17 protein-coding genes are annotated in these 20,532 nt (G+C 70.0%); 4 read left to right on the forward strand and 13 right to left on the reverse strand.

Features of this window, described 5'->3' with window-relative positions:
- Positions 1-4 precede the first annotated feature (4 nt).
- From nuoI to E0E30_RS09985, 10 genes are all read right to left on the reverse strand, one after another.
- Positions 5-592 (reverse strand): NADH-quinone oxidoreductase subunit NuoI, encoded by a 588-nt coding sequence (gene nuoI, locus E0E30_RS09940; RefSeq protein WP_130866138.1) that lies wholly within the window; start codon positions 590-592, stop codon positions 5-7.
- On the reverse strand, positions 592-1,926 hold the full coding sequence (gene nuoH, locus E0E30_RS09945) for an NADH-quinone oxidoreductase subunit NuoH (RefSeq protein ID WP_130866139.1): 1,335 nt from the start codon (positions 1,924-1,926) through the stop codon (positions 592-594). Before nuoH ends, nuoI begins: the two co-directional genes overlap by 1 nt.
- Complete coding sequence (locus E0E30_RS09950) at positions 1,923-4,379, reverse strand: NADH-quinone oxidoreductase subunit G (protein WP_130866140.1); 2,457 nt, start codon at positions 4,377-4,379, stop codon at positions 1,923-1,925. The genes nuoH and E0E30_RS09950 overlap by 4 nt, the downstream gene beginning before the upstream one ends.
- Positions 4,376-5,710, reverse strand: a complete 1,335-nt coding sequence (gene nuoF, locus E0E30_RS09955; protein ID WP_130866848.1) for an NADH-quinone oxidoreductase subunit NuoF — start codon at positions 5,708-5,710, stop codon at positions 4,376-4,378. Before nuoF ends, E0E30_RS09950 begins: the two co-directional genes overlap by 4 nt.
- Before the next feature lie 29 nt (positions 5,711-5,739).
- Positions 5,740-6,507 (reverse strand): NADH-quinone oxidoreductase subunit NuoE, encoded by a 768-nt coding sequence (nuoE, locus tag E0E30_RS09960; RefSeq protein WP_130866141.1) that lies wholly within the window; start codon positions 6,505-6,507, stop codon positions 5,740-5,742.
- A complete protein-coding gene (locus E0E30_RS09965) occupies positions 6,504-7,844 on the reverse strand; it encodes an NADH-quinone oxidoreductase subunit D (RefSeq protein WP_167853926.1) in 1,341 nt (446 codons plus the stop codon). Before E0E30_RS09965 ends, nuoE begins: the two co-directional genes overlap by 4 nt.
- A complete protein-coding gene (locus E0E30_RS09970) occupies positions 7,844-8,575 on the reverse strand; it encodes an NADH-quinone oxidoreductase subunit C (RefSeq protein WP_130866142.1) in 732 nt (243 codons plus the stop codon). The genes E0E30_RS09965 and E0E30_RS09970 overlap by 1 nt, the downstream gene beginning before the upstream one ends.
- On the reverse strand, positions 8,572-9,129 hold the full coding sequence (locus E0E30_RS09975) for a NuoB/complex I 20 kDa subunit family protein (RefSeq protein WP_130866143.1): 558 nt from the start codon (positions 9,127-9,129) through the stop codon (positions 8,572-8,574). Before E0E30_RS09975 ends, E0E30_RS09970 begins: the two co-directional genes overlap by 4 nt.
- A gap of 19 nt (positions 9,130-9,148) precedes the next feature.
- Positions 9,149-9,508: an NADH-quinone oxidoreductase subunit A gene (locus tag E0E30_RS09980; protein WP_130866144.1), complete on the reverse strand. Its 360-nt coding sequence runs from the start codon at positions 9,506-9,508 to the stop codon at positions 9,149-9,151.
- Positions 9,509-9,584: 76 nt separating this feature from the next.
- Positions 9,585-10,865, reverse strand: a complete 1,281-nt coding sequence (locus E0E30_RS09985; protein WP_130866145.1) for a geranylgeranyl reductase family protein — start codon at positions 10,863-10,865, stop codon at positions 9,585-9,587.
- A gap of 240 nt (positions 10,866-11,105) precedes the next feature.
- On the opposite strand from E0E30_RS09985, the gene E0E30_RS09990 reads away from it, so the two are divergent.
- Complete coding sequence (locus E0E30_RS09990; protein WP_210115815.1) at positions 11,106-12,350, forward strand: isochorismate synthase; 1,245 nt, start codon at positions 11,106-11,108, stop codon at positions 12,348-12,350.
- A 90-nt stretch (positions 12,351-12,440) separates the two neighbouring features.
- On the opposite strand, the gene E0E30_RS09995 is transcribed toward E0E30_RS09990, so the two are convergent.
- Both E0E30_RS09995 and E0E30_RS10000 read right to left on the reverse strand, forming a co-directional pair.
- Positions 12,441-14,219, reverse strand: a complete 1,779-nt coding sequence (locus E0E30_RS09995; protein ID WP_130866146.1) for a DUF6297 family protein — start codon at positions 14,217-14,219, stop codon at positions 12,441-12,443.
- Positions 14,216-14,869: an ABC transporter ATP-binding protein gene (locus E0E30_RS10000; RefSeq protein ID WP_210115883.1), complete on the reverse strand. Its 654-nt coding sequence runs from the start codon at positions 14,867-14,869 to the stop codon at positions 14,216-14,218. Before E0E30_RS10000 ends, E0E30_RS09995 begins: the two co-directional genes overlap by 4 nt.
- A gap of 63 nt (positions 14,870-14,932) precedes the next feature.
- Here E0E30_RS10000 and E0E30_RS10005 point away from each other — a divergent pair, with 63 nt between their 5' ends.
- From E0E30_RS10005 to E0E30_RS10015, 3 genes are all read left to right on the forward strand, one after another.
- Positions 14,933-15,631: a demethylmenaquinone methyltransferase gene (locus E0E30_RS10005; RefSeq protein ID WP_130866148.1), complete on the forward strand. Its 699-nt coding sequence runs from the start codon at positions 14,933-14,935 to the stop codon at positions 15,629-15,631.
- 5 nt (positions 15,632-15,636) lie between these two features.
- On the forward strand, positions 15,637-17,466 hold the full coding sequence (locus E0E30_RS10010; RefSeq protein ID WP_130866149.1) for a TM0106 family RecB-like putative nuclease: 1,830 nt from the start codon (positions 15,637-15,639) through the stop codon (positions 17,464-17,466).
- A gap of 196 nt (positions 17,467-17,662) precedes the next feature.
- Entirely contained in the window at positions 17,663-19,465 is a 1,803-nt protein-coding gene (locus E0E30_RS10015) for an ABC transporter ATP-binding protein (RefSeq protein WP_130866150.1), read from the forward strand.
- A gap of 18 nt (positions 19,466-19,483) precedes the next feature.
- On the opposite strand, the gene E0E30_RS10020 is transcribed toward E0E30_RS10015, so the two are convergent.
- Positions 19,484-20,362 carry a 1,4-dihydroxy-2-naphthoate polyprenyltransferase gene (locus E0E30_RS10020; protein WP_130866151.1) on the reverse strand — a complete coding sequence of 293 codons (879 nt, stop codon included), beginning with the start codon at positions 20,360-20,362 and terminating at the stop codon, positions 19,484-19,486.
- Between the last annotated feature and the right edge of the window lie 170 nt (positions 20,363-20,532).

The following is a 20,532-nucleotide window of genomic DNA, read 5'->3' on the forward strand; positions in this document are numbered from 1 at the left end:
GGGTTCATCGGGTCGCCCCCTGGGAGTCATGGGCCTCGTCGGAGCGGGTCCGCGCCGACCGGGTGGGGGCACCCGTGCGGGTGTCCGGCTGGCCGGTGGGCGGCAGGCCGAGGAAGTAGTCCTTCTCGTCGTCACCGAGACGACGCGGATGGGGCGGCTGCTCCATGCCGGAGACCAGCGGGGCGAGGAGCTCGTCCTTGGTCCAGATGTGCTTGGCACGGGTCGTGTCGGCCATCTTGAAGTCGTTGGTCATGGTGAGGGCCCGCGTCGGGCAGGCCTCGATGCACATGCCGCAGAGGATGCACCGCAGGTAGTTGATCTGGTACACCCGGCCGTACCGCTCGCCGGGCGAGTACCTCTCGTCCTCGGTGTTCGAGGCGCCCTCGACGTAGATGGCGTCGGCGGGGCAGGCCCAGGCGCACAGCTCGCAGCCGACGCACTTCTCGAGTCCGTCGGGCCAGCGGTTGAGCTGGTGGCGCCCGTGGAAGCGGGGCGCCATGACCTTCTCCTTGCCCTTCTGCGGGTATCCTTGGGTGAAGGTCTTGCGGAACATCGTCCGGAAGGTGATTCCGAACCCGGTCCAGGCTCCCATCAGTTCTCTCCCCTCATGGTCGCTCCGGTGGTCGGTGTCGGCTCCTCGGTCGTCCCGGACAGCACGCGGGTGCCGGACAGGCTCTGGCCGGGCAGCGGGGGCACCGGGTAGCCGCCGGCGAAGGCGTCGAACGGCGCCTCGGTCGCGACCGGCTCCGGCTTCTCCTTGCCGCCGAGGAAGAGGTAGGCCAGCAGGGCCAGGACGACGACGCCGAGGATGACGACGAAGATCGGGCTGCCGAACCATCCCTGGTCACCCGCGGTGCGCATGAGCGCCACGAGGAGCACCCACACCAGGGAGATCGGGATGAGCGCCTTCCAGCCCATCTGCATGTAGTGGTCGTAGCGGAAGCGCGGCAGCGCACCGCGCACCCACACGAAGAAGAAGATGACGAGCTGGGCCTTGATGAAGAACCACAGCAGCCCCCACCAACCCTGGTCGATGAAGGCCAGGTGGTTGAACGGCCACGGGGCCCGGTAGCCCCCGAGGAAGAGGGTGACGCAGACCGCCGAGAGGGTCGCCATGTTGATGTACTCGGCGAGGTAGTACATGCCGTACGGAAAGCCGGAGTACTCGGTGCTGAACCCGGAGACGAGTTCCGACTCGCACTCGGGCATGTCGAACGGGGTGCGGTTCGACTCGCCGAGCATCGTGATGACGTAGATGACGAAGCTCGGGGCCAGGAGCAACCAGTAGTGCCCGGGGATGCCGGTGCTGAAGCTGCCCAGCATGATCGGGCGGGCCTGGGCGGTGACGATGCCGGAGGTCGACATCGTCCCGGAGAACATGAAGACCGCGACGAGGGACAGGCCCATGGCCACCTCGTAGGAGATCATCGAGGCCGAGGAGCGCAGGGCACCGAGCAGCGAGTAGCTGCCGGCCGAGGACCACCCGGCCAGGACGATGCCGTAGACGCCGATCGACGAGATCGCGATGATGAAGAGGACGGCCACCGGCACGTCGGTCACCTGGAGGTTGGTCTGGTGGCCGAACATCGAGACCCGTCCGCCCAGCGGGATGACCGCCCAGGAGCTGAAGCAGGCGATGCCGGCGATGACCGGGGCGAGGTTGAAGACGAACTTGTCGGCCCCCTTGGGGGTGATCATCTCCTTGAAGACGAGCTTGAGGCCGTCACCGACGGCCTGGAAGACGCCGCCGGCCCAGGCCGAGTTCATGACCGGTCCGATGCGGTTCTGCATCTTGCCGAGGACCCGACGCTCGAACCACACGTTGAAAATGGTCCAGGCGAGCAGGATGACGAACAGGACGACGACCTTGATGAGGACGAGCCACCAGGGATCGGTGCCGAAGGGGGCCACATCGAGGGGACTCATGCCACACCTCCCTCACTGAGATCCGACTTCGGGGTCTTGTCGACGCTGACCCGGACGACGTCGCCGAGGGCCAGGCCGGTGGTCTGCACGAGCGGGGTCCCGGGATGGGCGGGCACCCACACGGCGCCGTCGACCATCGTCGGCTCGACCTCGACGGGCAACTCGACGGAGCGCCCGGCGTCTCCGAGGACGACGAGGTCGCCCGTGACGGCCCCGAGCTCGTCCGCGGTGCGCTGACCGATCCGGGCGACGAGCGGACGAGCGGTGGCGCGCAGCGCCTCCTCCCCGTCCAGACAGGCGGAGTCGTCGAGGAGTTCGCGCCAGGTGTCGAGGACGAGGCCCCCGACCTGTGCCGAGGCCGCGTCGTCATCGGACCTCGCGGGGGCCGTGACGACGTCGACGCGCTGCCCGGTCCACGGTCCGATCTCCTGCCAGGCCTCGTGGGCCTCGACGACGGTCCGGAACCCCAGCGGGGTGCCCATGGCGTCGGCCAGGGCGGCCAGCACCCGGATCTCGTTCATCGGGGTGGCGGGCTGCCGGTTGACGACCCGCACCCGACCCGGTCGGTGCTCCCAGTTGAGGAAGGTGCCTGAGGTCTCCTCGAGCAGGCTCACCGGAAGGACGACGTCGGCCCGCTGGGCGACCTCGCTGAGTCGCTGTTCGAGGCTCACGAGGAAGCCGACCCCCTCGAGGGCGGCGCGGGCGGCGTCCGGATCGGGCAGGTCGGCGGGCTGGACGCCGGAGACGAGCAGGGCGCCCAGCGTGCCGTCGGCTGCACCGGCCAGCATCCCGGCAGTGTCCAGGCCCTCGGTCGCGGGCAACTGGTCGACGCCCCAGGCGGCGGCCAGGTCGACGCGGGCGGCGGCGTCGGCCACCGGGCGTCCACCGGGCAGCAGCGAGGGCAGGCACCCGGCCTCGACCGCACCGACCTCACCGGCACGACGCGGCACCCAGGCCAGCCGGGCACCGTGTTCACGGCACAGGTCGACGACGGCGCCCAGGGTTCCGGGGACCGCAGCGGCCCGCTCCCCCACGAGAATGATCGTCTCGGCGTCGACGAGGCCGTCGGCACCGAGCCGCTCCAGCGATGCAGGCTCCTCACCGGGCAGGGTCGGCACGAGCGTGGCGCCCATCTTCACCGACCCACGCGAGAGGTGGGTGCCCAGGACGTGCACCGGCAGGTGCTTCTTGCGCCAGGCCTTGCGCAGCCGCAGGAAGATGATGGGGCACTCGTCCTCGGGCTCCAGGTCGACGAGGACGACCTTGCCGGCCCGCTCGAGGTCGGCGTACTGGACCGACTCGGCAAGTTGACGTCCGGCCACCTGCGAGGCGAGGAAGGACTCCTCCTCGGCGCTGGCGACGCGGGCCCGGAAGTCGATGTCGTTGGTGCCCAGGACGGTCCGGGCGAATCGCGACCATGCGAGGTTCGTCTCGACCGTGAGGCGGCCACCGGTGAGGACGCCGACCCGTCCGGCGGCCTTGAGCCCGGTGACGGCGGCGTCGATGGCCTCGGCCCAGGAGGCCGGGCGCAGGACGCCGTCCTGGCGCACCAAGGGCGTCGTCACCCGGTCGTCACCGCGGCCGGAGACGAAACCGAAGCGGCCGCGGTCGCAACTCCACTCCTCGTTGACCTCGGGCAGGTCGCCTGCCTGACGGCGCATGACCTTGTAGTGCCGGTGGTCGGTGCGCAGCTCGCACCCGGCGGCGCAGTTCTCGCAGGTCGTCTTCGTCGAGACGAGGTCGAACGGGCGGCTGCGGAACCGGTAGGCCTCACTGGTGAGGGCACCGACCGGGCAGATCTGGATGACATTGCCCGAGAAGTACGAGTCGTACGGGTGCTGCGCGTAGGCGCCGATCTGCGAGACGGCGCCGCGCTCCTGGAGGTTGATGAACGGGTCGCCGGCGATCTGGTCGGAGAACCTCGTGCACCGCTGGCAGAGGATGCAGCGCTCACGGTCGAGGAGGATCTGCGCCGAGATGTTGATCGGCTTGGGGTAGGTCCGCTTGACGCCGCCGTACCGCGACTCCCCCCGACCGTGCGACATCGACTGGTTCTGCAACGGGCACTCGCCGCCCTTGTCGCAGATGGGGCAGTCCAGCGGGTGGTTGATGAGGAGGAACTCGAGCATCCCCTCCTGGGCCTTGCGGGCCACCGGGGAGGAGTCGGCGGTGTTGACGACCATGCCCTCGGCCACCGGCATGGTGCAGGCGGGCTGCGGCTTGGGGAAGCCGCGACCGTTGCCGGCGTCGGGGATGTCGACGAGGCACTCACGGCAGGCGCCGGCCGGGTCGAGGAGGGGATGGTCGCAGAACCGCGGGATGACGGTGCCCACGGTCTCGGCGGCGCGGATGATGAGGGTGCCCTTGGGCACGCTCACCGGTCGGCCGTCGATGGTGAGGGTGACGAGGTCCTCCTTGGGGACGACGTCGCCGGTCTTGGTGTCGACGCTCATGCCTTGACTCCGAACTCGTTGACGGCGCCACCGTGGAGGTCCTCCGCGGTGTAGATGGCGCTCCTCTCGTACGGCAACAGCTCCCAGGCCGGGGTGCCGTGGCATCCGGCCTCGAACTCCTCGCGGAAGTGACCGACCGCGCCGCGCACACAGCCGACGGCGCCGTCGGCCAGGGCGCAGAAGGACCGGCCACCGATGTTGTCGGCCACGTCGAGCAGCTTGTCGACGTCGCCCTCCTCGCCCTTGCCGGCCTCGATCTTGCGGAGCATCTGGACGAGCCACCAGGTGCCCTCGCGACACGGGGTGCACTTGCCGCAGGACTCGTGCTTGTAGAACTCGACCCACCTCAGGGTGGCGCGCACCACCGAGGTCGTCTCGTCGAAGCACTGCAGGGCCTTGGTGCCGAGCATCGTCCTGGCCCCGGCCATCGACTCGTAGTCGAGCGGCAGGTCGATGTCGTCGGCGGTGAGGATCGGCGTCGAGGACCCGCCCGGAGTGAAGAACTTGAGCTGGTGACCCTCACGCATGCCGCCGGACAGGTCGAGCAGCTCGCGCAGGGTGATGCCCATCGGTGCCTCGAACTGGCCGGGGTTGGCGACATGGCCGGACAGCGAGTACATGGTGAAACCGTCCGACTTCTCGGTGCCCATCGCCTTGAACCAGTCGCGTCCGTTGCGCAGGATCGCCGGGACCGAGGAGATCGACTCGACGTTGTTGATGACCGTCGGGCTGGCGTAGAGGCCGGCGACCGCCGGGAAGGGCGGACGCAGCCGAGGCTGACCGCGTCGACCCTCGAGCGAGTCGAGCAGGGCGGTCTCCTCGCCGCAGATGTAGGCCCCCGCACCGGCGTGGACGACGACGTCGAGGTCGTAGCCCGAGCCGAGGATGTTGGTGCCGATGTAGCCGGCCGAGTAGGCCTCCCGGACCGCCTGCTGCACCCGTCGGATGACGTGCAGCACCTCGCCGCGGACGTAGATGAACGCCATCTTCGCCTTGATGGCGTAGGAGGCGATGATGACCCCTTCGACGAGGGTGTGCGGGGAGGCCATCATGAGCGGCATGTCCTTGCACGTGCCCGGCTCCGACTCGTCACCGTTGACGACGAGATAGGTGGGGTTCGGGTTGCCCTTGGGGACGAAGGACCACTTCATGCCGGTCGGGAAGCCGGCACCGCCACGGCCGCGCAGGTTGGCGTCCTTGACCAGCGCGGTCACCGCGTCGGGGTCCATGGCCAGGGCCTTGCGCAGGCCGTCGTAGCCACCTCGGCGCTCGTAGTTGGACAGCTTCCACGACCGCTCGTCGGCCCAGTTGGCCGAGAGGATCGGGGTGATGCGGGCCGGGCCCGCCGTCGTCTCGACGCTCACTTCTGCTCCTCCGTCGACTCGGGAGCCCTGACGTCCTCGGGGTTCGGGGCGCTCCAGCCGCGCTCGTTGGCGATGCGCAGGCCGCGCAGCGAGGCCTCACCGGCCGAGGGACCCTCGTCGGCACGCCCGTCGGGGAACCCGGCCAGGACGCGCTCGGCCTCCTTCCAGCTCGTGATCGTGGCGCCGCGGGTGGCGTGGACCTCCTGCCCGGCGGCCAGGGCGTCGAGGATCTCCTCGGCCCGGGCCGGAGTCATGTTGTCCATGTACTCCCAGTTGACCATCATGATCGGCGCGAAGTCGCACGCGGCATTGCACTCGACCCGCTCGAGGGAGAACATCCCGTCGGGGGTCGTCTCCCCCTCCTTGATGCCGAGCTTGCGCTCGACCCGCTCGAGGAGGACGTCGCCGCCGAGGATGGCGCACAGGGCCGTAGTGCACACCCCGATGTGGTGGCGCCCGGCCGGGCGACGCTTGTACATCGTGTAGAAGGTCGCCACCCCGCTGACCTGGGCCTCGGTGATCCCGATGACCTGGGCGCAGGCGGTGATGCCGGCCGGGGAGACCCGCCCGTCGACCGACTGCACGAGGTGCAGCATCGGCAGCAGGGCCGATCGGGGGTCCGGGTACCGGGCCGCCAGCGACCTCATCTCCTCGAGGGTCTGCTCGGTGATGTTCGTCGACTGGTCGGTCTGGTCGACGCCGCCCGAGCCGGTGAAGTCCGAGTGGAACTCCTCGGAGTACGGGTAGTGGAACTCTTCGCTCATCGGTCGACCCCTCCCATGACCGGATCGATGGACGCCAGCGCCGGGACGACGTCGGAGAGCATGCCGCCCTCACACATCGCCGGCAGGGACTGCACGTGGATGAATCCCGGGTCGCGCAGGTGCGACCGGTAGGGACGCACCCCACCGTCGGAGACGAGGTGGCAGCCGAGCTCGCCGCCGGCACCCTCGATGCCCTGGTACACCTGACCGGCCGGCACCCGGAAGCCCTCGGTGATGATCTTGAAGTGGTGGATGAGGGCCTCCATGGACTCACCCATGATGTGCTTGATGTGCTCGTTCGAGTTGCCCTGGCCGTCGGCCCCGATGGCCAGCTCGGAGGGCCAGGCGATGTGCGGGTCGTCGACCATGTGGCGCTGGCCCTTCGTCGCCTCGAGCTTCTTGAGCACCTGCTTGAGGATGCGGACCGACTGGTTCATCTCCTCGAGGCGGATGACGAAGCGGCCGTAGCAGTCGCAGCTGTCGGCGGTCGGCACGTCGAACTCGTAGTCCTCGAACCCGCAGTAGGGCTGGGCCTTGCGCAGGTCCCACGGCAGTCCGGTCGAGCGCAGGGTCGGGCCGGTGACGCCCAGGGCCATGCAGCCGGCCAGGTCGAGGTAGGCGACGTCCTTCATCCGGGCCTTGAAGATGGGGTTGGCCAGGGTGAAGTCACCGATCTCGTGGAGGTTTCCCTCCATCCGCACGATGAGGTCGCGCAGCAGGTCCATGCCGTTGTCGGGCAGGTCGGTGGCGGTGCCGCCGGGACGGATCCAGGCGTTGTTCATGCGCAGGCCGGTGACGGCCTGGTTGAACTCCAGGCAGATCTCGCGCTCGCGCAGGCCGACCTCGGCCACCGAGCTGGCACCCAGCTCGAGGGAGCCGGTGCCCACGGCGATGAGGTGCGAGGAGATGCGGTTGATCTCGGTGATCATGACGCGCAGCGCCTGGGCGCGCTCGGTCACCTGGTCGGTGATGCCCAGGAGCTTCTCGACCGCCAGACAGTAGACGAGCTCGTTGAAGAAGTTCGCGACGTAGTTGGCGCGGGTCATGAAGGTGACGCCCTGGGTCCAGGTGCGGTACTCCATGTTCTTCTCGATGCCGGTGTGGAGGAAGCCGATGCCGACCTTGATGTCGGAGACGGTCTCGCCGTCCAGCTCGAGGATGAGGCGCATGACGCCGTGGGTCGACGGGTGCGAGGGACCGAAGTTGATGACGACGGTCTCGTCACCCCGCTCGGCGGCCTCGGCGACGATCTGGTCCCAGTCCCCACCCTGGGTGAGGTACTCCTGAGGCCCCTCGGCCACGTTCGTGGCCCGGTCACTCATGTGGTTCTCGCTCATCAGTTGTAGCTCCTGCGCTGGTCCGGCGGAGGGACGACCGCACCCTTGTACTCGACGGGGATGCCGCCGAGCGGGTAGTCCTTGCGCTGCGGGTGCCCGACCCAGTCGTCCGGCATGAGGATGCGGGTGAGGGCCGGGTGGCCGTCGAAGACGACCCCGAACATGTCCCAGGCCTCGCGTTCCTGGAAGTCGGCGTGCGGGTACACGGCGACGACGGAGGGGACGTGGGGGTGATGGTCCTCGGGGTCGGCCAGGGCCACCTCGAGGCGGATCATGCGGTTGTGGGTGAACGACCGCAGGTCGTAGACGACGTGCATCTCCTGGCCGGTCATCTGCGGGTAGTGCACGCAGGTGAGGCAGGCGCAGGACTCGAACCGCAGCTGTTCGTCGTCGCGCAGGGCGGTGACGAGGTCGACGAGCTTGTCCGGGAGGACGAAGAAGGTGATCTCGCCGCGGTCGACGAGGGTGAGTCCGGCGGAGAACCCGGGGACGAGCTGTTCCATGCGGTCGGCGACCTCGTCGAACCAACCGCCGTAGGGGCGCTCGCTCGACCCGGCCATCTCGACGACCCGGGTCATGCCGCCGTAGCCGGAGGTGTCACCGGAACCGGAGGCCCCACCCCACATGCCGTGCCGGGTCCCGATGACCGGACGCGCAGCGGCCTGGGCGGAGGTGGCCTCGAGGGTGCCGTCCTCGGGCACCTCGGGGGTCAGCGGGGATCCGTCGCTCATCGCATGAGTCCCTTCATCTCGAGGGTCGAGGGTGCCTCGAGGGCGATCCTCTCCTTGGCCTTCTCGACCTCGGCCATGTGGCCGAGCAGCGGCCAGTGCTGGATCTGCTCACGGAGCTTGAAGATGGCGTCGATGAGCATGTCGGGGCTGGGCGGGCACCCGGGCAGGTAGATGTCGACCGGGACGATGTGGTCGCATCCCTGGACGACGGCGTAGTTGTTGAAGATGCCGCCCGAGGAGGCGCAGGCCCCCATCGAGATGACCCACTTGGGATTGGGCATCTGGTCGTAGAGCTGTCGGACGACGGGGGCCATCTTCTGGCTCACCCGACCCGAGACGATCATGAGGTCGGCCTGACGGGGTGAGGCGCGGAACACCTCGTGGCCCCAGCGGGCGGCGTCGTGGCGGGGACCGCCGTAGGAGATCATCTCGATGGCGCAGCACGCCAGGCCCATGGTGAGGGGCCAGAACGAGGTCTTGCGCAACCACCCGACGATGGCCTCCATGGAGGTCATCATGATGCCGGCGGGGACGTCGGCGTCGTACTCGGCCATGGTGTCCTTCCTTCCCTGCTCAGTCCCAGTCCAGGCCGCCGCGGCGGTAGATGTACAGGTACGAGACGAACACCGTCACGATGAACAGGAGCATCTCGACCATGCCGAAGACACCCAACCGGGTGAAGTCGGCGGCCCAGGGGTACAGGAAGACGATCTCGATGTCGAAGACGATGTAGAGCATCGCCACGACGTAGTACTTCACGGGGAACCGGCCGCCACCGGCCGGTTGGGGAGTCGGCTCGATGCCGCACTCGTAGGTCTCGTGCTTCGACCGGTTCTGCCTGGTCGGGCTGAAGACGTGGTTGAGCGTGATCGTCGCCACGACGAAGAGCGCAGCCAGGATCGCCAGTCCGAGCAGGGGCAGGTACGAGTTCATCGTTGGGTACCACCTTGTCCGACGTGATGTCTCCGACCGGAGAGTACGCCCATCGGGTCGAGTGCCGTGCAGGTACTCATGCCGAGGGCGCCAATCTGGTGAGGGCGTTGATGACGTGGTCGTACACGTCGCCGTCCCGCGCATCGGTGAGATTCGCGAGAAGTTTGTTGACGAACCTCATGAGTGAGGCCCGTGGAAGGCCGTAGGTCGTGCACAGACGCATGACCCGCGGGTCGCCGATGAGCTTGACGAAGATCGTCCCCAGGCGGAAGTACCCGCCGAAGTGGGAGCGCAGAGCCGTGGGGTAACCCTCGAGGGCCCGCTCGGCGGAGCGGGAACCCACGCCGCGGTAGTGCGCCTGGGCGATGGCCTCGGCCGCCAGGGCTCCGGCCTCGAGGGCGTAGTCGATGCCTTCTCCGTTGAAGGGGTTGACCATGCCGCCGGCGTCCCCGACGAGCAGCAGCCCGCGGGTGTAGGCGGGTTTGCGGTTGAAGGCCATCGGCAGCGCCGCGCCGCGGATGGGCCCCTCCTGGTTCTCCGAGGTCAACCCCCACTCGGCCGGCTGGTGCGAGAGCCAGCGGGTCATGAGGGCGCGGTAGTCGGTCTTGCGGAAGGCGTCGGAGGAGTCGAGCATGCCCAGGCCGACGTTGACGGTGCCGTCGCCCACCGGGAACACCCAGCCGTAGCCGGGCAGCAGATCGGACTGGTGCGGGGCACCGTCCCACAGCTCGAGCCAGCTCTCGAGGAACTCCCCGTCGCTGAGCGAGGAACGGTAATAGGTGCGCACCGCGACCCCCATGGGGCGGTCCTGGCGGCGCTCCAGACCCATGGACACGGCCAGCCGGGAGGAGTTGCCGTCGGCGGCGACGACGACCGGGGCGCGGAATCGGCGTCCGTCAGCGGTGCGGACCCCGACGATCCGGTCGGTGTGCTCGTCGAGGAGGGGCGCGACGACGTTGGCACCGGTGACGAGAGTGGCCCCCTGCGCCGCGGCGTGCTCGGCCAGTCGCTGGTCGAGCTGGGTGCGCCGACACACCATGCCGAAGTTCGGGAAGTCGGCGAGGTCGGGCCAGGGCAGGATGAACGGGGCGACGGTGCCACCGTGGATCCGCAGGCCGTGGGTGTGCTTCCAGCCGGCATCCTCGGAGACGTCGATCCCCAGACCGATGAGCTGCTTGACCGCGCGCGGCGTCAGACCGTCCCCGCAGACCTTGTCGCGGGGGAAGGACGCCTTCTCGAGCAGGGTGACCTGGAGACCGTGGCGGGCCAGGTGCGCGGCCGTAGCCGATCCGCCCGGTCCGGCCCCGACCACGACGGCGTCGGAGTCGACGACGTCGCCGTCGACGGATCCCGTCATGGAAAGCCTCCTCGCTGGTGTGGTTCACCTGAGTCTATGGCCGGTCGTGCTCTTCGTCACAATCGGGCGTGCCGCGGTCTGACTAGGGATGACGCCGTCCGGAGGGGACGCTATTTGGCAATGTTCTCGTGACGTAATTCGGTTCGCGGGGAACCGGACCCGCTCGGGCCATGGCCGCACAGGGTTCCGACATGCGCGCGCTGACCAGCCGTCCGGACGGCTCCGGGTATTGTCGTCCACATGATCGTCAACCCTGGATCGACCCGGTTGCGTGCCCGGACCGTGGTCATCGACGACCCAGGGTCGCTCGGATCCTTCATGACGCCGACCGACTCCACCTGCATGCTCCACCGTGGCGACGGGGTCGTCGGCATCGGCGAGATCGCGCGGTTCGAGACGGACTCCCCCGCTGCGGCCGACGTCTGGTGGGAGGCCTTCTGCGCCGAACTCGAGAACGAGACCGAGCTGCCCGGGGTCTTCGGCACCGGACCGGTGGCCTTCGGCTCGTTCACCTTCGATCCCGACCGCTCCTCCTCACGCTCGGTCATGATCGTCCCGAGAACCATCATCGGACGACGCTACGGGCAGTCCTGGCTCACCCAGTTCTCGTACGACCGGGTCGTCTCGGACCCTCCCCGCAGGCAGATCCGACCCCGACGCCCACCGTCCATCGATCTCACCGATGGGGCGATCAGCGCGCAGCGATGGCGTCAGGTGGCCGCTCAGGCGCAGTACCTCCTCATCCCCGGCGGGCTGGAGCGGCTCGTCATCATGCGCGACATGCTGGCCACCAGCCCCCTTCCCATCGACCCACGCTGGATCGTCGGCACCCTGTCGCGCCGCTTCCCCGACGCCTGGACCTACCATGTCGCCGGCGCCGTGGGGACGACGTCCAAGCTCACCGTGCAGGTGCGCGACGGCCTGGTCACCTCCCGGGCCCTCACCCATGCACCGGGACGGCGTCCGCAGACCGAGGAGCTGCTCCTCGACGCGCTCGTCGGCGACGGCCCGCTGGCCGCCCAGCACGCCGAGATCGTCAACGCGGTACGCGACGCCCTGGCCCCCTTCTGCCAGGCCTGGCACCGACCGGAGACCCCGGGGCTGGTCGCCGGACCGGACGCCAGCTACCTCGTCTCGGACGTCAGCGGGGTGACGACGGGGGCCACCTCCTCCCTCACCATCCTCAGCGCCCTGCACCCGACGGCCTTCGTCACCGGGACCCCACCGTGGCGGGCGCAGGCCGTCCTGGCCGAGGTGGAGGAGCTCGACAGGGGTCGGGTGAGTGGACCGGTCGGTTGGGTCGACGCCATGGGCAACGGCCAGTGGCTGTCGGACTGCCGCGGTGGCCAGCTCGACGCCGTCGACCCACGGATCCTCCACGTCTTCCTCGGCCAGCCGGTCGGGATCGACGACGACCCCGACGCCCTGGCTGCCGACCTCGAGAGTCAGCTGGCCACCCTCACGCGCCTGGTCACCCGGAGCTGACCCCTTCCCGGAGCCGGCCCTTCGCGCGGTGGGCCTCCTCCCGGGGCGGGGCGCGCCGCTCGCGGACCCGGGAGCCACCGGGGCCGGGTCTCAGCGGCGCACGACCCTCTTGTCCCCCTTGGACGGGCGGTCCCCGCGGGCCAGTTCGCGCTGCTCGGCGAGCTGCCGGCGCGACTCCTCCTGCATCTCCTGGAGCTGTTGCTGGTCCAGACCGCCCATCCGCAGCACGGAGAAGGCCACCACCGCGGCGACGACGCTGATCCACGGGGACAGGCCGAGCACCTGCCAGATGGTGATGAGGGCGACCATGTCGAGGCCGCGCACGAGGTTGAACATGAGGCCCGGGGGCATGGCACCGGCCTGGGTGGCGACCATGGGGGCCGAGTAGTCGGCCGGCTTGGCCGAGACCCACCGGACCGCGCCGACGAACCCGGCCGCCGCGGTGACCAGGGCGTTCATCGCGGCGTGGCCCCAGTCCATCCGACCGGCGGCGCCCAGGCCGTGGAAGGCCGGGACGGTGGCGATCGCCCACAACAGCGCGAGCCCCGCCGGCACGGCCGAGGCGGCCGTGCGCACCTGGGAGGTCGTGAAGGGCAGGGTGCGCATGAGTCCCTTGGTCCGGCTCAGCACGCGCAGGCTGGTGAAGAACGGCACGAGCGCGGCGACGAGCACGAGGGCCGAGACCGGCGAGGACAACCTGCCCAGACCCAGGGCCTGCACGGCGTAGGGCACGAGGATCGTCACGACGAGGGTGATGAGCGGACGGGGGAACCGCACGAGACGCTGGACGTCACGCCAGATGAGGGCCTGCAGTCCCATCCCCCGCCCCCGGGTGGGCCGGACGTGGCCCCGTTCGACGGCCTCCCGCTCCTGGAGGATGTCCCGGATGAGGGCGAAGTCGAGGGCGAAGGCGGCACCCTGCATACCGGCGGCCAGCGAACCTCCGGCCATGAGGCGGGCCCGTCGGATCGAGTTGAGTCGCCGGCGGGCCAGGATCGCCGCGACGACGAGGACGACGACGCCGCCGATCCCGATCCCCCAGGCGATGGCCAGGGACAGGTTCGTGCTCAGGGCCACCGGGTACCAGCCGGTGGCGGTCATCACGACCGCGATCATGGCCAGGGTCCCGGCCGCCGCGGCCAGGGACTGCACCGCCCGGACGGTCCAGGCCCGCTCGGCCCCCTGCTCGGCGGCCGCGAAGGCGACGACCGCCGCCGCGCCCAGGCCCATCGCGACGGTCCAGGCCGCGATCGCCACCCCGGACGACCCGGTGAGGGCCGAGACGAGGGCGCCGAGGACGGCCCCGGCGACGAGCGCCACGACGAGGGCGGCGCTGAGACGCTTGCGCAGCAGCCGCGACCGGTCGATCGGGGCGTCGAGCAGCCAGAATCCCTCGGCCGCCGAGGCGAGCACCGGACCGAAGATCCGCGAGGCGGCCAGGGCGAACGCCAGGACGGCCGTCGTCGCCGCCACCGGCAGCATGTCGCGGGCCGTCCGGCACCCGGTCGAGGTGCAGCCCGAGGCCTGCCCCTGGGCCTGGACGACGAGGCTGATGACCATGGCCAGGACGACGACGAGGGAGAAGATGAGGACGTAGCCGTCACCCAGGGCCTGCCAGATGTTGCGCGTCGTGCGGCCCCTGCGCCAGTCGCCCATGAGGAGCTCGAGCTGACGCTCGTCGGCCTGCCCGGCCCAGTACTCCTGCGGATCGTGGTCGACGACGAGGGTCGCGTCGGGAAGTTCCCCTCCCAACTCGCGCTCGGCTGCGGACTCGCTGGCATCGACCTGGCCGGAGGCCGCCCGCGAGTTCTGGGAGGGCTTGCCCTGCCCGGGACGACGGGGGGTGTTGCGGGACCTGCGCCGGCTCATCCGCGCGGCCCTCCCAGCTCGACGATCCGGGCCCCCAGGCTCTCGACGAGGGCCGGCTCGTGGCTGGCCATGACGATGGCCAGGCCCTGGTGGAGTTCCTCCTTGAGGCGCTTGGCGAGCCAGGCGATGCCCTCGACGTCCAGGCGCGCCTCGGGCTCGTCGAGGACGAGGAGCTTGCGCGGACGCACCAGGGCGGTGGCCAGACCCAGGCGACGTCGCTGACCCGAGGACAGGGTGCCGGGCAGCTGACCGGACTGCGGGACGAGCTGCACCTCCTCGAGGACCTCGTCGACGAGCTCGTCGGCGTCGACGAGACCATGGGCCCGCGCCAGCAGGTCGAGGTGCTCGACGACGGACAGGTCGGGGAAGAAGTCGAGGTCGTCGATGACGGTGGCGACATGGCGCCGGAACTCCGGATCGGTCTCCGAGACGCGACGGCCGAGGACCTCGACGGTGCCCGAGGTCGGTCGATCGGCGCCGACGAGGCAGCGCAGCACGGTCGACTTGCCGGCACCGTTGCGTCCGGTGAGGGCCACCGCCTCCCCCTCACGGACGGTGAGGGAGAACCCGCTGACGATGGTGTGGTCACCGTAGGACTTCGTGAGGTCCTTGGCGACGAGGACGGTGCTGCGTGAGGCCATGGGGCACATTGTCCCGCACGGCACACCACCGACCCAAAACCGCCGTCCACGAGCCTGTGCCAGACTGTTCAGGTGCTGACCACCCGAGCCACCCTCGACAAACGCCGTGCGGACGTCGCCTCGATGTTCGACGGCGTCGCCCGTCGCTACGACCTCATGAACTCCCTCATGACCCTGGGGGCGGTCGATCGGTGGCGCCAGTACGTCGTCGACGCCGTCGAGCCAGCACCCGGACAGCGCATCCTCGACCTGGCCGCCGGCACCGGCACCTCCTCGGCCACCTTCGCCGTCCACGGGGCGGAGGTCTACCCGACCGACATCTCCCTGGGGATGCTCGAGGTCGGCCACCAGCGCCAGCCCGACCTGCACTTCGTCGCCGGGGACGCCACCGCCCTGCCCTACGCCGACGACACCTTCGATGCCGTGACGATCTCCTACGGGCTGCGCAACGTCGAGGACACCCGGGCGGCGCTCACCGAGATGCTGCGGGTCACCAGACCGGGTGGGCGGGTCGTCGTCTGCGAGTTCTCCACCCCGACCTGGGGGCCGTTCCGGCACGTCTACAAGGACTACCTGCTGGCGGCGATCCCCGCGATGGCCCGGATGGCCAGCTCGAACCGCGACGCCTACGACTACCTGGCCGAGTCGATCCTCGCCTGGCCCGACCAGGACCACCTGGCGGCTCTCATGACGGAGTGCGGGTGGAGGGCCGTGGCCTGGCGCAACATCGCCGGCGGCGTCCTGGCGCTCCACCGCGCCTGGAAGGCCTGAGCCGCGTGCGCCCCGTCGACCACCCGGTCCTCCTCGACGCCTGGGCAGCCAGATCGTGCCCGGTCAAGACGCAGAACGCCTTCGACCCGACGATCCCCGGCCCGCCGGAGCGTCCCGACCCCGCCAACTCCGAGCTTTTCGACGGCGCGCAGGCCTTCACCGACCGCGTGCTCGACCTCCTCGCTGCCCTTCCCGGGGCGATCGACCTGCGGCCGTGGCGTCAGTCCAGCGCCCAGAGCCACCGCATCGCGACCCGTCGCGCCCTTGATTCCCGGGCCCCGGTCGTGCTCGCCCCGCTCCTGCCCTCCTCACCCCAGGGCCATCGCACCGGCAGCCCCGACCTCCTCGTCGCCGCCGGTGAACGGTCCGACGGCGGCCCGGGCTGGTTGCCGGTCATCGTCAAGAACCACCTCGTCCTGGAGCGCCACCACACCCTGGCCGAGTTCACCTGGGTCTCCCCGCTGACCGACCCCGACCCGCGCCGCTCCCACCTGTCCCTCGACCAGACCTTCCGTGCCGGGCGCGAGGGGGCCCTCCTCCAGGCCGCCCACCACTGGCGTCTGCTCGAGGACCTCGGTCTGCTCGCCGACCCGGCGAAGGTCCCGGGGCACCGCCGCCTCACCGGCATCATCGGCACCGACACCATCGACATGCTGCGCAACCTTCCCGGGTACCGCCCCTCCGAGGGGCCCACGGCGAGCGAGGACTCCCTGCTCGGTGTCGCCTGGCTCGACCTGGGGCATCGGTTCATCCGTACCTTCTCCCGGTCGGCGGCGTCCGGGTGGCGCCGGCGCTCGGTGCTCGACCGTTACGACCACGAGCACACCTTCCGGGTCAGCGTCGCCGAACACGCCGCCCGGCGCACCGGCGGTCCCGACGACCCCGAGCCGATGGTGCTGCCGATCGTCGTGCGCGAGTGCGAGTCGTGTCCCTGGTGGACGGTGTGCGAGCCGGCCCTGGGCGACGACGACCTGTCCCTGCGCATCTCGAAGGCTCCGCTCGACGTCCGCGAGATCGCCACCCTGCGCCGCCTCGGGGTCGCCATTGTCGACGACCTGGCGACCGCCGACCTCGACTCCCTCCTGCCGCGCTACCTGCCGGAGGTGCAGCACCGACCGCAGCCGGAACGGCGGGTGCGGCTGGCCGCGCGGCGTGCGCGTCTCATCCGCGACGGGGTCGTCCTGGAACGCAACGACGACGACCCCATCCACCTGCCGAGTGGTCCGGTCGAACTCGACCTCGACATCGAGACCTCACCGGACGACCGGGTCTACCTGTGGGGGGTGTGGGTCGACGACCCGCACCAACTGCTTCCCGACACCACCGACGAGCGCCCCTACTACGTCTCGTTCAGCTCCTTCGTCGACATGGATGACGCCGCCGAGGCCGCTCTCGCCGCCCAGGCCATTGGCTGGCTCGACGAGGTCGTGCGCCGGGTGCCCGAGTGCATCATCGTCCACTACTCCGACTACGAACTGGTCCACCTGAGACGGTTCGGACACACCGCCACCGACCCCGAGGTGACGCGCGCGGTGCAGCGTCTGATCGACTCCGGCTGCTTCGTCGACATCTTCAGGACCGTGCGTCAGCACTTCTTCGGGGTGCACGGCATCGGCCTCAAGGTCGTCGCCCAGGCCGGGCCCGGGTTCCACTGGCGCGACGCCGACCCCGGCGGCCTCAACTCGCAGACCTGGTGGGACCAGGCGGTCCACGACCCCGACCCGCAGGCCCGGCAGGCCGCCGAGCGGCGGGTCATGGAGTACAACGAGGACGACGTCCGCGCCACCCACGCCCTGCGCGCCTGGCTTCGCGAGGTCCACGGCGCCCGTCCCTGAGGCGGACCTGCTCCTCGACCGCCACGATTTGCCGCGCAACCGGCCGATCCGCCCCGGACGCGCCGTGTCCGGAGGTTGCGCGGGGAATCGTGGCGGTCGGTCCCGCTGTCGTCGAACATCCTTGGGTCGCCGCACCGGCCCGGGGTAGCGTTCCCACGGCCGGGAGCGCCCCGGCACCCCTCGCCCAGGGAGCCCCATGCACTCGCTCGTCCGCATCCTTCGCTTCACCGGTGTTCTGTGGCGCTACTACGTCGGGATCGTCGTCACCGCGATCCTCACCGCCACGGCCGCCCTGGCGGTGCCCTTCGTCGTGGCCCGCGCCACCGACCTGGCCGTCGACGGGGTGCGCACCGGCAACCACCACATCGGCCCCATCATGGGGTTGGCGGTGGCCCTGCTCGCCCTGGATCTGCTCAACACCGCCGCCACCAACGCCAACGGATGGCTCGGCGACGTCATGAGCGCCCGGATGCGCCAGATCCTCTCGTCGAAGTACTACGAGAAGCTGCTCAGCCTGCCCCAGTCGTGGTTCGACGAGGAGCTCACCGGCTCGATCACCTCCAAGCTCACCCGGTCGATCACCAATGTCACCGACTTCGCGAAGAGCTTCTCGAACAACTTCTTCACGATCCTCCTCACGACGATCGCGGTGCTGGCCATCTCGGCGCTGTACTACTGGCCGTTGGCGGTGCTGCTGGCGGTGGTCTTCCCGCTCTACGTGTGGCTCACCGCCCTCACCTCGCGCAACTGGCAGGCCCACCAGGACGTCATCAACACCCACCTGGACACCGCCGGAGGACGGTTCCAGGAGGTCATCTCGCAGATCCGCGTCGTGAAGTCCTTCGTCACCGAGGCGCAGGAGCAGGCCTCCTTCGACCGCCACTACGACGAGACGATCACCTCGACCCGTGCCCAGGCCGACCACTGGCACCGGATGGACACCGTGCGTCGAGCGGTGCTCAACGTCATCTTCTTCGGCTGCTACGCCCTCATCTTCGTCCAGACGGCGACCGGGCGGTTCAGCGTCGGCGACATGGTGCTGCTCATCCAGCTCATGAGCATGGCCCGCCAGCCGGTCATGATGATGAGCTACATCATCGACACCGCCCAACGCGCGGTGGCCGGCTCGCGCGACTACTTCGCCGTCATGGAGACCCCCTCCCCCGACCGGGTCCACGCCCCCGCCCTCGGCTCGGCGCGTCACGAGCCCATCGAGGTCGTCGAGTCGCGGCCGGCGGTGAGCTTCGACGACGTCGTCTTCAGCTATGACGGCGTCAACCGGGTCATCGACCACGTGACCTTCGACGTCGCCCGCGGTGAGAAGGTCGCCCTCGTCGGCGAGTCCGGCGGAGGCAAGTCGACCCTCGTCAACCTGCTGCTGGGGCTCTACCCGGCATCGCAGGGCCGGATCGAGGTGCTCGGCCACGATCTGTCGAGCCTGCCGGTCGACGAGCTGCGCCGGTCCATCGGCGTCGTCTTCCAGGACCCGTCACTCTTCTCCGGCACCATCCGCGAGAACATCGCCTACGGCACCGAGGCCGACGACGAGCAGGTGCGGATGGCTGCGCGCAAGGCCTTCGCCGACCGCTTCATCCATCGCTTCCCGGAGGGCTACGAGACCGTCGTCGGCGAGCGCGGGATCAAGTTGTCCGGCGGGCAGAAGCAACGGATCTCCATCGCCCGGGCCATCCTCAAGGACGCCCCCATCCTCGTCCTCGACGAGGCGACCTCGGCCCTCGACACCAAGTCGGAGCGCTGGGTGCAGGCCGGCCTGGAATCACTCATGGCCGACCGGACGAGCCTCATCATCGCCCACCGGCTCTCGACGATCTCCTCGGTCAACCGCATCGTCACCCTCGACGCCGGCCGGGTCGACGAGATCGGTACGCCGGACGAGCTGGCCCGCTCCGGCGGTATCTACGCCGAGTTGTTGGCCCTCCAGGCCTCGAGCTCGAAGGCGGACCGCAAGCGGCTGGAGAAGTTCGGGATCACCGTCTGAGCGCTCGGCATCGACGCCTCACCCCAGCGCGACCCCGAGCGCCAGCCCGATCGCGCAGAGGAGTTCGGCCAGGCCGGTGTTGCGCAGGGCCGGGACGAGGGCCATCCCCTCCGCCCGGGTCACCATGGCCCGCACCGGGCCGACGAGCAGGACGACCATGGCCAGCCCGAGCAGGGCCCACCAGGTCGTCAGGGCCGCGACGACGACCACACCGACGGCGGCCACCGTGACGAGGACGACGTAGAGGGCCCGCGTCCCGTCGTGACCCATCCGGGTGGCCAGGGTCCGTTTGCCCGAGAGCCTGTCGCCGTCGATGTCGCGCAGGTTGTTGGCCACGAGGACTGCGCAGGCCAGGGCCCCGATGGCGACCGCCGTCACCCAGGTGGCGGCGTCGACCCGGTCGGCCTGGGTGTACGTCGTCCCGGCGACGGCGACGAGCCCGAAGAAGATGAAGACGAAGACCTCTCCGAGCCCGACATAGCCATAGGGGTGGTCGCCGCCGGTGTAGAACCATGCGGCGAGGATGCAGGCCGCGCCGACGGCGATGAACCACCAGTGTCCGGTGAGGACGGTGAGGACGAGCCCGGCGACCGCGGCGACGCCGAAGCAGCCGAAGGCCGCAGCCTTGACGTGGCCAGGCTCGGCCACTCCCGAACCGACGAGGCGCAGCGGCCCGACGCGGTCCTCCCCGTCGGAGCCACGGACCCCGTCGGAGTAGTCGTTGGCGAAGTTCACCCCGACGACGAGGGCCAGGGCCACGACGAGGGCCAGCAGGGCGTGGCCGAGATCGAACCCGCCCATGGCCGCGGCCGTCGCCGAACCGGCCGTCACCGGGGCGATGGCCGTCGGCAGGGTCCTGGGCCGGGCTCCCTCGATCCACTGGGCCGTCGTCGCCATCGGACCTCCTCACGCTCCTGCCCGTGGTCGGCGCACCGGGGACGGCACCGCACGGGTCAGGGGAACCCTAGACCGTCCCGACCGGCCGATGCACGAGGGCGTAGCGTTGCTCACACGTGTCCGGTCCCCGATCAGGTCCGCCGTCGCATGAAGGAGGTCGCGGTGAGTTC

It is taken from the genome of Acidipropionibacterium timonense, from assembly GCF_900605005.1.
Classification (GTDB): domain Bacteria; phylum Actinomycetota; class Actinomycetes; order Propionibacteriales; family Propionibacteriaceae; genus Cutibacterium; species Cutibacterium timonense.

What these genes read in the sequence shown, in the direction of transcription:
- E0E30_RS09990 (WP_210115815.1), top strand. Translation starts at nt 11,106, where the DNA reads ATGATCGTCAACCCTGGATCGACCCGGTTGCGTGCCCGGACCGTGGTC.
- E0E30_RS09965 (WP_167853926.1), bottom strand. Translation starts at nt 7,844, where the DNA reads ATGAGCGAGAACCACATGAGTGACCGGGCCACGAACGTGGCCGAGGGG.
- E0E30_RS09975 (WP_130866143.1), bottom strand. Translation starts at nt 9,129, where the DNA reads ATGGCCGAGTACGACGCCGACGTCCCCGCCGGCATCATGATGACCTCC.
- nuoH (WP_130866139.1), bottom strand. Translation starts at nt 1,926, where the DNA reads ATGAGTCCCCTCGATGTGGCCCCCTTCGGCACCGATCCCTGGTGGCTC.
- E0E30_RS09970 (WP_130866142.1), bottom strand. Translation starts at nt 8,575, where the DNA reads ATGAGCGACGGATCCCCGCTGACCCCCGAGGTGCCCGAGGACGGCACC.
- E0E30_RS09980 (WP_130866144.1), bottom strand. Translation starts at nt 9,508, where the DNA reads ATGAACTCGTACCTGCCCCTGCTCGGACTGGCGATCCTGGCTGCGCTC.
- E0E30_RS10020 (WP_130866151.1), bottom strand. Translation starts at nt 20,362, where the DNA reads ATGGCGACGACGGCCCAGTGGATCGAGGGAGCCCGGCCCAGGACCCTG.
- nuoE (WP_130866141.1), bottom strand. Translation starts at nt 6,507, where the DNA reads ATGAGCGAAGAGTTCCACTACCCGTACTCCGAGGAGTTCCACTCGGAC.
- nuoI (WP_130866138.1), bottom strand. Translation starts at nt 592, where the DNA reads ATGGGAGCCTGGACCGGGTTCGGAATCACCTTCCGGACGATGTTCCGC.
- E0E30_RS09950 (WP_130866140.1), bottom strand. Translation starts at nt 4,379, where the DNA reads ATGAGCGTCGACACCAAGACCGGCGACGTCGTCCCCAAGGAGGACCTC.
- E0E30_RS10015 (WP_130866150.1), top strand. Translation starts at nt 17,663, where the DNA reads ATGCACTCGCTCGTCCGCATCCTTCGCTTCACCGGTGTTCTGTGGCGC.
- E0E30_RS10000 (WP_210115883.1), bottom strand. Translation starts at nt 14,869, where the DNA reads ATGTGCCCCATGGCCTCACGCAGCACCGTCCTCGTCGCCAAGGACCTC.
- E0E30_RS09985 (WP_130866145.1), bottom strand. Translation starts at nt 10,865, where the DNA reads ATGACGGGATCCGTCGACGGCGACGTCGTCGACTCCGACGCCGTCGTG.
- E0E30_RS09995 (WP_130866146.1), bottom strand. Translation starts at nt 14,219, where the DNA reads ATGAGCCGGCGCAGGTCCCGCAACACCCCCCGTCGTCCCGGGCAGGGC.